Origin of the sequence: Candidatus Accumulibacter aalborgensis (assembly GCF_900089955.1) — a bacterium.
Lineage (GTDB): Bacteria > Pseudomonadota > Gammaproteobacteria > Burkholderiales > Rhodocyclaceae > Accumulibacter > Accumulibacter aalborgensis.
On record NZ_FLQX01000157.1, the window covers coordinates 14,142 to 27,777 of the forward strand.

13 protein-coding genes are annotated in these 13,636 nt (G+C 62.8%); 5 read left to right on the plus strand and 8 right to left on the minus strand.

Annotated elements, in window-relative coordinates:
• Position 1: 1 nt before the first annotated feature.
• From panB to ACCAA_RS22555, 3 genes are read right to left on the minus strand one after another with little or no spacing between them, the layout of a single operon-like run.
• Positions 2-814, minus strand: coding sequence for a 3-methyl-2-oxobutanoate hydroxymethyltransferase (panB, locus tag ACCAA_RS20055; RefSeq protein ID WP_186409019.1), 813 nt, complete (start codon positions 812-814; stop codon positions 2-4).
• Positions 815-818: 4 nt separating this feature from the next.
• Complete coding sequence (locus ACCAA_RS20060; RefSeq protein WP_186409020.1) at positions 819-1,472, minus strand: deoxynucleoside kinase; 654 nt, start codon at positions 1,470-1,472, stop codon at positions 819-821.
• Positions 1,473-1,493: 21 nt separating this feature from the next.
• Positions 1,494-2,615 (minus strand): methyl-accepting chemotaxis protein, encoded by a 1,122-nt coding sequence (locus ACCAA_RS22555; RefSeq protein ID WP_186409021.1) that lies wholly within the window; start codon positions 2,613-2,615, stop codon positions 1,494-1,496.
• Positions 2,616-2,928: 313 nt separating this feature from the next.
• On the opposite strand from ACCAA_RS22555, the gene ACCAA_RS20070 reads away from it, so the two are divergent.
• The gene (locus ACCAA_RS20070; protein WP_186409022.1) at positions 2,929-3,138 is read left to right on the plus strand and encodes a hypothetical protein; all 210 of its coding nucleotides are present in this window, start codon (positions 2,929-2,931) and stop codon (positions 3,136-3,138) included.
• Here ACCAA_RS20070 and folK read toward each other — a convergent pair.
• From folK to hda, 4 genes are all read right to left on the minus strand, one after another.
• A complete protein-coding gene (gene folK / locus ACCAA_RS20075; RefSeq protein WP_186409023.1) occupies positions 3,135-3,638 on the minus strand; it encodes a 2-amino-4-hydroxy-6-hydroxymethyldihydropteridine diphosphokinase in 504 nt (167 codons plus the stop codon). The two genes, ACCAA_RS20070 and folK, sit on opposite strands and share 4 nt — an antisense overlap.
• Positions 3,635-4,984, minus strand: coding sequence for a polynucleotide adenylyltransferase PcnB (pcnB, locus tag ACCAA_RS20080; protein WP_186409024.1), 1,350 nt, complete (start codon positions 4,982-4,984; stop codon positions 3,635-3,637). Before pcnB ends, folK begins: the two co-directional genes overlap by 4 nt.
• A 104-nt stretch (positions 4,985-5,088) precedes the next feature.
• Positions 5,089-5,754: a histidinol-phosphatase gene (locus ACCAA_RS20085; protein ID WP_186409025.1), complete on the minus strand. Its 666-nt coding sequence runs from the start codon at positions 5,752-5,754 to the stop codon at positions 5,089-5,091.
• A gap of 19 nt (positions 5,755-5,773) precedes the next feature.
• On the minus strand, positions 5,774-6,430 hold the full coding sequence (hda, locus tag ACCAA_RS20090) for a DnaA regulatory inactivator Hda (RefSeq protein WP_186409026.1): 657 nt from the start codon (positions 6,428-6,430) through the stop codon (positions 5,774-5,776).
• A 147-nt stretch (positions 6,431-6,577) separates the two neighbouring features.
• On the opposite strand from hda, the gene purM reads away from it, so the two are divergent.
• Positions 6,578-7,615 carry a phosphoribosylformylglycinamidine cyclo-ligase gene (gene purM / locus ACCAA_RS20095; protein ID WP_186409027.1) on the plus strand — a complete coding sequence of 346 codons (1,038 nt, stop codon included), beginning with the start codon at positions 6,578-6,580 and terminating at the stop codon, positions 7,613-7,615.
• Positions 7,616-7,671: 56 nt separating this feature from the next.
• On the opposite strand, the gene ACCAA_RS20100 is transcribed toward purM, so the two are convergent.
• Positions 7,672-8,022 (minus strand): hypothetical protein, encoded by a 351-nt coding sequence (locus ACCAA_RS20100; protein ID WP_186409028.1) that lies wholly within the window; start codon positions 8,020-8,022, stop codon positions 7,672-7,674.
• A 236-nt stretch (positions 8,023-8,258) separates the two neighbouring features.
• Between ACCAA_RS20100 and ACCAA_RS20105 the strand changes: the two genes are divergently transcribed.
• The 3 genes from ACCAA_RS20105 to ACCAA_RS20115 form a co-directional block, all read left to right on the plus strand.
• Positions 8,259-9,479: an efflux RND transporter periplasmic adaptor subunit gene (locus ACCAA_RS20105; RefSeq protein ID WP_186409029.1), complete on the plus strand. Its 1,221-nt coding sequence runs from the start codon at positions 8,259-8,261 to the stop codon at positions 9,477-9,479.
• A complete protein-coding gene (locus ACCAA_RS20110) occupies positions 9,476-12,553 on the plus strand; it encodes an efflux RND transporter permease subunit (RefSeq protein WP_186409030.1) in 3,078 nt (1,025 codons plus the stop codon). The genes ACCAA_RS20105 and ACCAA_RS20110 overlap by 4 nt, the downstream gene beginning before the upstream one ends.
• A gap of 289 nt (positions 12,554-12,842) precedes the next feature.
• A partial coding sequence (locus tag ACCAA_RS20115) for a hypothetical protein (RefSeq protein WP_186409031.1) occupies positions 12,843-13,636 on the plus strand: 794 nt, incomplete at its 3' end.

A 13,636-nucleotide genomic window follows, 5' to 3' on the forward strand; every position in this document is an offset into this window, starting at 1 on the left:
GTCAGTAGCAGTGTTCCGCAGCGGGGAAGCTGGTATCCTTGACGGCCAGGACATAGGCCGCGATAGCGGCAGCGATCGACTCCTGGCCGACCATGAAGTTGCGGACGAAGCGGGCTTTCTTGCCGGCAGAGATGCTCAGCATGTCGTGCAGGACCAGGACCTGGCCCGAGCATTCGCGGCTGGCACCGATGCCGATCGTCGGGATGGTCAGCTTGCCGGTGGCTTCCGCCGCCAGCGCCTGCGGGATGGCTTCGAGGACGATCAGCCCGGCGCCCGCCTCCTGCTGCGCCAGTGCGTCGGCGATCAGCCGCGCGGCGGCGGAATCCCCCCGCCCCTGAACACGGTAGCCGCCGAGTTGGTGAACCGATTGCGGCGTCAGCCCGACGTGTGCACAGACCGGGATCCCTCTCGCGGTCAGGAAGTGAGTCGTCTCGGCCATGTCGGCACCGCCTTCGAGCTTGACCATCTGTGCGCCGGCAGCCATCAGCGCGACGGCATTCCGGAGCGCCCGCGGTGGGCTCTCCTGGAAGCTACCGAAGGGCATGTCGGCGATGACCAGCGGGCGGCGGCTGCCGCGCGCGACGCTCGCGGTATGGTAAGCCACGTCGGTCAGCGTGACCGGTAGCGTCGAGTCGTGGCCTTGCAGGACCATGCCAAGGGAGTCGCCGATGAGCAGTGCATCGACGCCGGCAGCGTCGCAAAGTTGCGCGAAGCTCGCGTCATAACAGGTCAGGACGGCGATCTTTTCACCGTCGGCACGCATCCTGGCGAGGTCGAGCTGTGTCAACCGGCGGCCGGCAACGTGGGTAGACATCGGCTTACTCTCCCCGGTTGAAGTATTCGCGGTGTCCGCGCATCGCTTCGATGCGTTTCACCAGCAGTTGAAAATCGTCGTCGTGGTCGACGAAATTGATGTTCTCCGAATTGACGACCATCACTGGCGCTGCCTCGTAGTTGTGAAAGAAGTGCATATAGCTTTCGGCAAGGAGGGTAAGGTAGGCGTCACCGATCCTGCGCTCCATGTCGACGCCGCGTTTGCGTACGCGGGCGATCAGCGTTTCCGGTTTTGCCTGCAGGTAGATGATCAGGTCCGGTGCCGTCGCCGGTGGCGACAGTTGTTCGTAAACCTTGCGGTAGAGCCCATACTCGTCCTCGCTGAGCGTCAGCAGCGCGAACAGCGGATCCTTTTCGAGCAGGTAGTCGGCGACTACCGGGCGGGTGAAGGAATCGGGTACCGACAGTTCGCGCAACTTGTCGACGCGTTGAAAGAGGAAAAACAGTTGCGTTTGCAAGGCAAAGCGCTGTTGGTCCTGATAGAAGCGACTCAGGAAGGGGTTCAGTTCGGGTTGCTCAAGCAGCAGTTGAGCGTCGATGTGGGCGCCCAGACGGAGGGCAAGACTGGTCTTGCCGACGCCGATCGGGCCTTCGACCACGACGTGGCGGGCAGCGGTCAGGGTATTTCGTGCGGACATGAAAAGTGGGCAGGTAGCTGATCAGTGGTCAGCGAAGAGACGTTCGGGCTTGGTGTCGCCGTCTTGCGCCATCCGCTCGATATGCTGCAGCACGCTCATGCTGGCGGTTTCCATCTGCTCGATGGCGTCTACTCCGGCAGAAAAATCACCGGCACGATACGCCTCGACGGCAGCACGTCCGTGCCGATGGACGTCGATATGCGGCTTTTCGATCGCCCGGTAGCCGTCGAGCTGCGAGAAGCTGGTCTTGCCATCGCCTTCATAGTACCACTGGCCCAGGCGGCAGCCGGTGTGCGTGGTCAGGTCTTCGGCGCGCTTGTCCGAAGTGCTCATGAAGACCTGGTAGACGTCGAATTTGAACAGCAGATGATCGATCTTGACCAGTTCGACGAAACTGCGCAGCGCGGCCACGCTGACGGTTCGTTCCATTTGCTGCGCAAGGCCGGTAATGCCGGCGATCTTCGCTGAGGCCTGCCTGCCCTGTTCGCTGAACGACTCGGACTGCTCGGCGAGGTTGCCGATGCTGCTCTGGGCCGAGGTGGTTTCGCCCTGGATGGTGGTGACCAGTTGCGAAATGTCGGCGGTCGCGTGGGTCGTGCGGTCGGCGAGCTTGCGCACCTCGTCAGCAACGACGGCAAAACCGCGACCGGCTTCACCGGCGCGAGCGGCTTCAATGGCCGCGTTGAGAGCCAGGAGATTGGTCTGGTCGGCGATTTCCTTGATCAGTTGGACGATGCCGCCGATCTTCTGGGTGCTGGCTTGCAGGCCAGTGACCTTGCTCAAAGAGTGACGCGAATCTGCTGCGAGCTGGATCAATTCCGTGCTGATTGCTTGTACCGACTCGCAACTGCCCGCGGCTGGGCCGGCGGCGGCGAGGGTGTCCTTCTTTTCATCGCGCAGCCGATTGGCCAGCATGGCGAGGGTCTGCTGCGATTCCGCCAGCGATTGCCGATACGAGCCAAAGGCGGCAAACAGTCGCTGCAGATCGGCACTGTGCCTGGTTGCCGACTCCGTTGCCTGCAGACATTGCTCGCGCTGCGCCTCGGTCGACGCGAGTTGATCGTGCAGACCCGCATTCTGGGCTTCAAGCTCGCCAATTCGTCGCTCAAGGTTGCGAATCTTCTCCCCGCTCCCGAAAATCATCCTGTTCTCCTCTGTGTGGTTGGCCGATCACTCTGACTGCCCCGTCCAGGACAAGCCGACGAAGTCAAGTGGCGCCTAGGATACACAGAGCGGCCCGAAGATGTTCAAGTTTGAATGGCTTCCGACGGAAAAAAGACGTCACCCACCGGGATTGCCGGGAGCAGGGCTCTGCCGTCATCGCCGCGCTGGGTGATGGGCGAGTCCACAGTTAGCGCAGGGTCGCCGTCGCGGCTGGAAACATCCGGTCACAAGTGCTTACGAACGGATCGGCTGCTGGTGCGTTAATGGGGTATATGGCTTCTCGGAGAACCCCATGAAAACCTTCATCCTTGCTTTTCTGGTCGCCGCTGGTCTGGCTGGCTGCGTCGTTGTTCCCGCTGGCTACGTCGGCCCACCGCGTGCCTATGTCAACCCGCCGTCGGTAGTGGTCGTTCCCGGGCGTTCGTACTACGCTCCTGGCTACGGGTACGACCGTGGCTATGGTAATGGCTATGGTCATTCCCACTACCGTCCCTATTACTAGCCAGTGAGTCTCTCGATTCGTTGCATGCTGACCGCCGGCAGCCAGGCGGCGGCGCTGCCCCGTCCCGGGATGCGGCATTGCGGGGCAATCTCGAGCAAAGGGGCGACGACGAAGGCGCGCAAGTGCATGCGCGGGTGGGGGAGGCTGAGGCGCGGGCTGTCGACGACGAGTTGATCGTAGAGCAGGAGATCAAGATCGAGCGTGCGCGGCGCATGGCGAAACTCGCGTCGACGACCAAAGCGGCGCTCGACCGCGAACAGGGCGTCGAGCAGTTTCTCCGCTGCCAGTGCGGTCGTCAGGGCGGCAACAGCATTGATGAAATCGGGCTGGCCGCGGATCCCCACCGGCGCGGTGCGATACATTGAGGAGATGCACAGCAGGCTTGATTCGGGTACGCTCGCCAGCGCCGCACCGGCCGCTCGCACCTGGGCCACGGGATCGACCAGATTGGCACCCAGCGCCACGAAAGCCAGGTGTGAAGCGCCAGAAACGGCGGTCACTCGGGGATGTTCTGCCCACTGTCGGCTGGCGGGCGGCGGCGTCGACGGCGCTTTCTTGCTTCGCCTGGCTGCGGCGGCAGCAGCATGGCAGCGCGGCCCTCGTCGCTGGCATGCAGGAAATCGGTCCACCAGGTGCCGACCTCGTGATCCAGTTCGCCCGACTCGGAACGCAGCAGCAGGAAATCGTAGCCGGCCTTGAAGCGTGGCTGCTGGAGTACGCCGTACGGCCGCTTGCCCGAGCGCTGCTCGAAGCGCGGCTGCAGCGCCCAGATATCCTTGATGTCGCCGGCAATGCGGCGGGTGATGGCCAGTTTTTCGGCCTGCACGTCAAGGACCTCGTCCATAGCCAGGAAGAGGGCAGGAATCACGGGCTCGCCACCGGACTGCAGGAGTTCCCATTTGACCAGCACCTCATTCCACAGCAGAGTGGCAAAAAGAAAACCGGGTGAGATGGGCTTGTCTTCGCGGACGCGACGGTCGGTGGCCTCCAGGGCCAGCATGACGAAGCGTTCGCCGAGCGGCTGATCGAGAATCACATCGAGCAAGGGCAGCAGTCCGTGGTGCAGTCCCTCCTCGCGCAGCCGCGTGACGCAGCGCACGGCGTGGCCAGAGGTGAGCAGCTTGAGCATCTCGTCGAACAGGCGCGAGGGCGGAACGTTTTCGATCAGGTCGGTCATCTCCCGGATCGGCCGGCTGGCCGCCGGGTCGATCATCAGGCCAAGCTTGGCCGCCAGACGCACGGCGCGCAGCATGCGCACAGGGTCCTCGCGGTAGCGCGTCTTCGGGTCGCCGATCATGCGCAGCGTTTTCTGTCGCAGGTCGGCGACGCCATGGTGGTAGTCAACGATGGTTTCCGAAGTCGGGTCGTAGTACAGCGCGTTGACCGTGAAATCCCTACGCGCGGCATCTTCCGCCTGGCTGCCGAAAACATTGTCGCGCAGCACGCGGCCCTGATCGTCGGTTTGCGCCTTGTTGCCGCTCTGTTCGCCGTGGTGGCCGCGGAAAGTGGTCACCTCGATGGTCTCTGGACCCATATTGACATGGACGATCTGAAAGCGGCGACCGATGATCCGTGAGCGGCGGAAGCAATGACGGACTTGTTCCGGGGTGGCGTTGGTGGCGACGTCGAAGTCTTTCGGCGCCAGCCCGGCGAGCAGGTCGCGCACCGCGCCGCCGACGACATAGGCCTGATAGCCACTCTCTTGCAGGGTTTCGATCGTGCGTCGGCAGCCACGGCTGATCTGGTCGCGCTGCAGACCATGCTGGGCGACGGCGATAATCGCCGGTTGGCCGGGGCTACCGGGACCTTTGCGTCCGAGGACGCGGGAGATGAACTTGCGGATCATTGGAACTTGCGGATCATCGCGGCTGGCTCGTGGCTTGTTTTGCTCTATAGGCGCGGCATGATAACGGATATTGCTCGCCCGCAGTGCCGGATTGGCCAGACACTTCAGTCGAGCAGACTGATGACCGGCCAGCCGGCCGCTTCGGCGTGCATAAGCAGGGCCTGGTCAGGGTCCACCGCGACCGGGTTGCTGACCCGGGAGAGCAGGGGCAGGTCGTTTTGTGAGTCGCTGTAGAACCAGCTGCGCTCGAAACTGCTCCACCACAGTCCCATCGCTTCGAGCCAGGCGTCGACGCGGATGACCTTCCCTTCGCGAAATGACGGCGTACCGCGTGGGCGACCGGTGAATTGCCCGTTCTCCTGCGCCGGGATGGTGGCAATCAGATGCGCGATGCCGAACTCACGGATGGTCGCTGCGGTGACGAAGCTGTTGGTAGCGGTGACCACGGCGCACAGCGCGCCGCGGTCGAGATGTTCGCGAACCAGCAGGCGTGCTTTCTGACTGACAATCGGCCGAATATGCCTGGACATGAACTCCTGGTGCCAGGCGTCGAGCACGCTGCGCGGGTAGCGCGCCAGGGGCTGCAACTGGAAGTCGAGAAAAACGTCGATGTCGAGGGTGCCTGCCTTGTACTTTTCGTAGAACTCGATGTTCCGGGCTTCGTACAGTTCGCGGTCGAGAATTCCCTTGTTGATCAGGAATTGCGCCCATTCGAAGTCGCTATCGCCAGCGATCAGGGTGTTGTCGAGGTCGAAGAGGGCAAGATCCATGGTTTTGCTTTCGGGCCAGTCAGATATCAAGTGAAGTTTGCAGAACCTCGCGCAGCAGCGGCAGGGTAATGGGCCGTTTCTGTTCGAGTGAGTAGCGGTCAATGGCGGTCAGCAACGCCGCCAGGCTGCGCATGTCGCGCGGCGCCCGCAAAAAGAGGTAGCTGAACGCTTCCGGCGGCAAGACCAGGCCACGCGCTCGGGCCTGTTCGCCGAGCGCCGCCAGTTTCTCAGCGTCGCTCAAGGGCAGCAGTCGGTAAACGAGGCCGCTGCCCAGCCGAGTGCGGAGATCTTCGCGCAGAGCGAGACGCCTTGGCGGCGCGCTGGCCGCCGCCAGCAGGCGCCCACCGCTGGCGCGCAAGCGATTGATCAGGTTGAACAAGGCGATCTGACCAGCGGCGTCGAGCGCTTCGACATGATCGACGGCGTGGCAGTCGTTTTGCGGCTCGACGGTGGACAGATCGGGATCGCGGCGCGCGTCGCTGTACGCGCACTGGCTGGCCTGCAACAGATGCGACTTGCCGGCACCCGCTTCGCCCCAGAGCAGGAACAGTGACTCGCGGTTGGTCGGTGCCAGCCAGGCCGCCAGACCGGTCAGTGCTTCAGCGTTGCTGCCGGCGACAAAATTGTCGAGGCTGGGCGGTGCTTCCGGCAGCAGGTCGAGGATCAACTGGCGCATTGAGGGCTGCTTTGAGCGTCGGCGTGAGCGCTGGGATCAAGACGCGCAGTGGCCATTTCAGATAAGATTCGGGATCGCAGGCGATCGTAAGTGGACCATTCTACCACTGCGCGGCATTCGCTAGCCTTGCTTGGGACGCCCTACAAGATGACTCAGGAATCTCTCTCCTATCGCGACGCCGGTGTCGACATCGACGCCGGCGATGAACTCGTCGAACGTATCAAGCCTTTGGCCAGAAAAACGATGCGCGCCGGAGTACTCGGTGGCATTGGCGGTTTTGGCGCATTGTTCGAGGTGCCCGCGAGGTATCGCCAGCCGGTGCTCGTCTCGGGTACGGACGGCGTCGGGACGAAACTCAAGCTCGCCTTTCAGTTGCAGCAGCACGACACGATCGGCATCGACCTGGTGGCGATGAGCGTCAACGACATTCTCGTGCAGGGTGCCGAGCCGCTCTTCTTTCTCGATTATTTTGCCTGCGGCAAGCTCGACGTCGACATCGCGGCCGCCGTCGTCAAGGGAATTGCCAGGGGCTGCGAGTTCGCTGGCTGCGCACTGATCGGCGGCGAAACGGCCGAAATGCCGGGGATGTATCCCGCAGGCGAGTATGATCTGGCCGGCTTTGCGGTCGGTGTCGTCGAGAAGTCGGCCATTATCGACGGTTCAACGATCGTTCCGGGTGACGTGCTCATCGGTCTGCCGTCGTCGGGTGCGCATGCCAACGGCTACTCGTTGGTGCGCAAGATTCTCGCCCGTTCGAACCCTGACATCGGACTGGCCTTCGACGGCGACCGTACGCTCGCTGAAGCGATCATGGCGCCGACGCGCATCTACGTGCGGCCGCTGCTGGCGCTGATGCAGGCGCTGCCGGTCAAGGGCATGGCGCACATTACCGGCGGTGGCCTGACCGGCAACGTGCCGCGTATCCTGCCTCCGCACGTCAAGGCCGAGATCGCGCAAGCGGCGTGGCCGCGCCCGAGCTTGTTCGCGTGGCTGCAGCACCAGGGCGGCGTCGCCGAGAGCGAAATGCACCGCGTCTTCAACTGCGGCATCGGCATGGTCGTCGTCGTTGCCCGCGAGAGCGTGCAACAGGCGCTGCAGATCCTGCGCGACGCCGGCGAGCCAGCGGTGGTCATCGGCAGCATCAAGCTGCGCAGCGAAGGTGAGGCGGCGACGATCGTCGTCTGAGGTGCCGTGTTGATCGTGCTTCGTAGCCTGCTGGCGACGATTTCTTCGCTGGTGCGTCAGACCTTGATGTTGATTCCGACCTCTCCGGGGCCTTGCCGACGACCCGTCTTCAGGCGCGTGTCAAGCAGGACCGGCTGCTTTGCCGAACGGCGCTCGGCACGTCTGCGCTCGCCGGCCGTTGGCGTGCCGGGCGATGCATTTTCCTGCTCGGGGGGGGCAGTGGCTGGAGCCGCTGGCGGCGGGCGCAGCTCATTTTCGCCGAATGGTGGCGGCCTGCCTTGCGGAGTGCCCGACAGCCCGTCGGCGAGTCTGGCCGCAGCCCCCACAGGTGCTGTTTTCCGGTCGCTGTCCAGCAGTTCGCTGCTCAGGTTTGCGACGGGAGGAATCGCTTCTGCCGGAATCCGCATTGTCCAATTCCCTTTCACACGTGCTCGCCACGCCATCGGGCGGAGGCCAAACCATTGGCCGACCATTCGGTCCAAGCTGACCTCAGTTCGCAGTGTAGCACTGCCTCGCTGCGAGAGAAACTCTTGCCGAGCAATGGCTTGTCGCAGTCGCTACGCGTTCACTCCGGCCCCATGCGTGGGCTGGCCCGTCTCGAATCACCTTTACTGACCCGCTGCGGCGGGGGAGTCGGATCATCATGCCGAGCAGAAATAGTCGCTTTCTGGTGCTGTCTGTTGTCGTCGCAGGTCTTGTCGGCCTGGCCTACTTCGCCTATACCGGCTTTCGTGAGTCGGCTGGACCGACCACTCCAGGCAGTCCAACCAGTCCAAAGATCGCGGCGGCACCAGGCGGCGCGGCTGCCAAGCCGGGTGCTGCCGTTGCCGGGGGCTTTCCGCAACCGGTCGAGACGGCCCGGGTGCGGGCTGCCGAACTCGCTCTCGACGCCACGGCCGTCGGTTCGCTGCGCTCGAACGAGTCGGTCGTCCTGCGCCCGGAGACGGCGGGCCGAATCGCTTCGATCAATTTCCGCGATGGCGTTGCCGTCGGCAAGGGCGCCCTGCTGGTCGGTCTCGATGCTGCGACGCAGGCGGCCGAAGTGGATCAGGCCAAGGCCAACCTGGGACTGGCGCAGGCCAATCACCAGCGCAACCAGAATCTCTTCGAGAGGAAGTTCATCAGCCAGCAGGCGCTCGACAACACGCAGGCCGGGCTGAAAGTGCAGGAAGCTGCTCTGGCGCTGGCGCAGGCCAGGTTCGAGAAGATGCGTCTCCGGGCGCCGTTCTCCGGCATCGTGGGCCTTCGCAACGTCAGTGTCGGCGACTATGTCAAGGAGGGGCAGGAACTGGTCAATATCGAGGATATCAGCACGCTGAAGATCGATTTCCGCCTGCCCGAGTCCTACCTCAGCCAGCTCAAGCCGGGGCAGAGGCTGGAGGTTTCCAGCGATGCCATGCCGGGCCAGGTTTTCCCGGCGCTGCTCGACGCGATCAATCCACTCGTCGAGGCCGGCGGCCGCGCCATTTCCCTGCGTGCCCATCTGCCCAACGGCGAAGCGCACTTGCGTCCGGGAATGTTCGTTCGTGTTCGACTGATCTTCGCGCAGCGCAATAATGTGCTGCTGATTCCCGAACAGGCGCTGGTGCCGGACAGCAAGGCGCCTTATGTCTACCGTGTCGTCGATGGCCAGGCGAAACGCGTGCCGATCAAGACCGGGCTGCGGCGTGATGGCCAGGTCGAGGTCGTCGAGGGACTGAGCGCCGGCGACGAGGTGGTGACCGCTGGCCAGTTGAAGCTGCGCGACGGTGCGCCGGTACGCACGCTGGGCGAGCGCGCGCCGACAGCGACGCCGCAGGCAGCCGCTGACCAGCCGGCGGCGCCTGAGGGCAAGGCTGCCGCCGCGTCAGGGCCAGGCAAATGAAGATCTCCGATCTGTGCATTCGTCGCCCGGTCTTCGCGACGGTGCTGTCGCTGTCGATCATGCTGGTCGGGCTGGTCTCCTACACGCGCTTGCCGGTGCGCGAGTATCCGAAGATCGACGAGCCGGTGGTCACCGTCGATACCACTTATCGCGGAGCGTCGGCAGAGATCGTCGAATCGCAGATCAGCAAGCCGCTCGAGGATTCGCTGGCCGGCATCGAGGGCGTCGACGTCATCACCTCGATCTCGCGCCAGGAGAACAGCCAGATTTCGGTGCGCTTCAAGCTCGAGCGGAATCCCGACTCGGCGGCGTCGGATGTGCGCGACCGCGTCTCGCGCGTGCGCAACAAGCTGCCGACCGACATCGACGAGCCGGTGATCGCCAAGGTCGAGGCCGATGCCAATCCGATCATCTGGATCGCTTTTTCTTCGGACCAGCACTCGGCGCTCGAAGTCACCGACGTCGCCAATCGTATCGTCAAGCCGCGCCTGCAGACGCTGCCCGGCGCCGCCGACGTGCGCGTCTTCGGCGAGCGCAAGTTCGCGATGCGTATCTGGCTCGATCGCGACCGCCTGGCGGCTTTCAATCTGACGCCGCAGGACGTCGAGGATGCCTTGCGCCGGCAGAACGTCGAGGTGCCGGCCGGCCGGATCGAAAGCCAGAACCGCGAGTTTTCGGTTGTCGCGCGCACCGATCTGACCGAGCCGGCGCAGTTTGCCGCGATCATCGTCAAGCAGGCCGCCGACGCCCAAGGCAGCTACCCGGTGCGCATCGCCGACCTTGGCCGGGTCGAGATAGGCGCCGCGTCCGAGCGCAGCAGCGTGCGCTTCAACGGCCGCCCGGCAGTCGCTCTGGGGGTCATCAAGCAGGCCACGGCCAATCCGCTCGAACTGTCGCGCGCGCTGCGTGGCGAACTGCCGAAAGTGATCAGCGAACTGCCGAAGGGAATGACGGCCAGCATCGCCTACGACTCGTCGGTCTTCATCGACCGCTCGATCGACGCCGTATTTCATACCATCGGCGAGGCGATGCTGCTGGTGTTGCTGATCATCTTCCTTTTCCTGCGCAACTTCCGCGCGACGCTGATCCCGCTGGTGACAATTCCGGTGTCGCTGATCGGCGCATTCGCGCTGATGCTGATCCTCGGCTTCACAATCAACACCTTGACGCTGCTGGCGCTGGTGCTGGCCATCGGTCTCGTCGTCGACGACGCCATCGTCGTGCTGGAGAACATCTACCGACACATCGAGGAAGGCATGCCGCGGCGGCAGGCGGCGTTTCAGGGCGCGCAGGAGATTGGTTTCGCGGTCGTCGCGATGACCATCACGCTGGCCGCCGTGTACGCGCCGGTCGCCTTCATGACCGGCCGTACCGGCAAGCTGTTCGTCGAGTTCGCGCTGACCCTGGCCGGCGCCGTGCTGGTCTCCGGATTCGTCGCGCTGACGCTGTCGCCGATGATGTGCTCGGTGCTGCTGAAACACGAGGCGCGGCACGGCAAGGCCTACGTCTGGGTCGAGAACCTCCTGAACGCGCTGACGCGGGGTTATCGCCGCGTACTGACCGCTTCGCTGGCGCGACGCTGGCTGGTGATGCTGGCTTTTGCGCTGGTCGCGGCGTCGAACGTCTTCCTGCTTGGCGCACTCAAATCCGAACTGGCGCCGATCGAAGACCGCGGCATCATTCTCGGCGTCTTTCTCGGTCCGGAAGGCGCGACTCTCGACTACACCGACAAGTACGCCCGGCAACTCGAGGCCCTCTACGCCAATACCAGGGATGTCGAACGCTACTTCGTCGTCGCCGGCAATCCCACCGTCAGCCAGGGGATCTCCTTTGTCGGCCTGACCGACTGGAAGGAGCGCGAGCGCAACACCGGCGCCGTCGTCAAGGAGCTGTTCCCGAAATTCATGGCCATTCCCGGCGTCCTGGCGTTCCCGGTGCTGCCGCCGTCGCTGGGCCAAAGCCCGCGTGAGCGACCGGTCAATTTCGTCATCGTCACCTCGGCGTCCTACGCCGAACTCGACCAGATGACCGGCAAGATCCTCGCCGAGGTAGCCAAGAATCCGGGTTTCACCAACGTTGATACCGACCTCAAACTGAACAAGCCCGAACTGTCGGTACGTGTCAATCGCGACAAATCCTCCGACACCGGCGTGCAGATCGAGACCGTCGGCCGGACGCTGGAGACGATGCTTGGCGGTCGTCAGGTGACGCGCTTCAAGCGCGAGGGCGAGCAGTACGACGTCATCGTCCAGGTGGCCGATGCCGATCGCACGACGCCTTCCGATATCCGCGACATCTTCGTTCGCGCCAAGGATGGCAGCATGATCCCGCTGGCCAATCTGTTGACTGTGGACGAGTCGGTCAGTCCGCGCGAACTGAACCACTTCGCGCAGCGCCGGGCCGTCACCATCACCGCCAACCTGACGCCCGGCTACGCCATGGGCGAAGCGCTCAAGTTCCTGGAAGAAACCGCCGGGCGCGTGCTGCCGCCCGGCTACGCCGTCGACTATGCCGGCCAGTCGCGTGAGTTCAAGCTCTCGTCGTCGTCGCTGGCGCTGACCTTCATCCTTGCGCTGGCCTTCATCTATCTCGTCCTCGCCGCCCAGTTCGAGAGTTTCCGCGATCCGTTCATCATCATGCTGACCGTCCCGCTGTCGATGACCGGCGCTCTGCTGGCGCTGCTGCTCAGCGGCGGCACGCTCAACGTCTACAGCCAGATCGGGCTGGTGACGCTGGTCGGTCTGATCACCAAGCACGGCATCCTGATCGTCGAGTTTGCCAACCAGTTGCAGGAGCAGGGGTACGAGATCAAACAGGCGGTCATCGACGCCGCCGTACTGCGTCTTCGGCCGATCCTGATGACCACCGGCGCGATGGTCCTCGGCGCGATCCCGCTGGCTCTGGCCAGAGGTGCCGGTGCCGAGAGTCGGCAGCAGATCGGATGGGTGATCGTCGGCGGGCTGCTGCTGGGGACTTTCTTCACGCTGTTTGTCGTGCCGACGGTTTATACGCTGTTGGCGAGGCGGAAGGAAGCGGTGGCGGGAGCGGGCGAGGTGGCGGTAGAGGTGGGCTGAGCCGCTGGCGCCATCGCGGGCCATGGGTGGGACAGGCCGCCGTGATGACGCTCGCAGAGCATGCTATAGTCACTCGACGTGGGACGGGTTCGCTGAGGTGTTCAAGGAGCCGCCGGCTGCGGGAGAATAGAGGCTGGTGGTGACGCAATTGCCGGAGCTTTTAGTCAACTTGTCCTTGGGCTACCTTGTTGTTTTATATTGGAGTATTGGCGGGTGCTTTAAATGCAAAATCCATCATGACGCAAAGCAAAGCGTCAAATAGGATTGCTACATCACGTTGGGCATAGCCATGCTATTTACTGAGGGAAAGTCTGCTCTGGTTCGTTTGTCTGACTGCATCAAAGTCAGTTTGGACGAATGCCAATCGGTTAGTCATCGCGTTATTGAGGCGCACCGAGAGCACGGTCCAGCCTTAGCAGCGTTGAGAAATCTGGCTGCAAAAGCGGAAAAGGGAGTAATTGATTCCGGCGCCTTCGAGCGACAAGCATTGGACTTGGCTCGTGCAATTCCAATGGAGGCCAGTTATCAAGTCGTTGCTGCCCAAGGAAAACTACACTCATTTGTTCTGTCCACGATTCTCTCTTGTTGCTTTTGCTTGGAGTCATACATCAACTCCTTTGCTTTTCATATTTTTCAAGAGAAGGATTTTCTTGGACTTGTGCGCGAAGGTCATGACGCCACCGCAGAGATATTGATCGACGCTATCGAAAGAATGAGTACGGCAGCTAAGTGGGAGGCTGTCGGCAAACTAAAGAAAGGCAGTGGCTTCGATCAGTCAAAAAGCCCATATCAGGACTTCAAGCACCTGTTCAATTTCAGAAATGATCTCGTGCATGACAAAGTCGTTGATTACAAGAAGACCGACATCGCTAGAAATCGCTATGGAAATCGGTTGCCCGACCCGGTATTTGGAATGCTAGAACTCGAACATGCAATCTATGCTGCCAGCACATATTGGGAAATGGTTGGCAAGATTCACCAACTGACTGATTATCCGAGTTCGGAGTTTCAGCGTCACTACGGCCTTGATCATCATTCCGGCCAAGGCCCGGTGCTGGGCTTGGTGAAAGTCTTGCGGGAGAG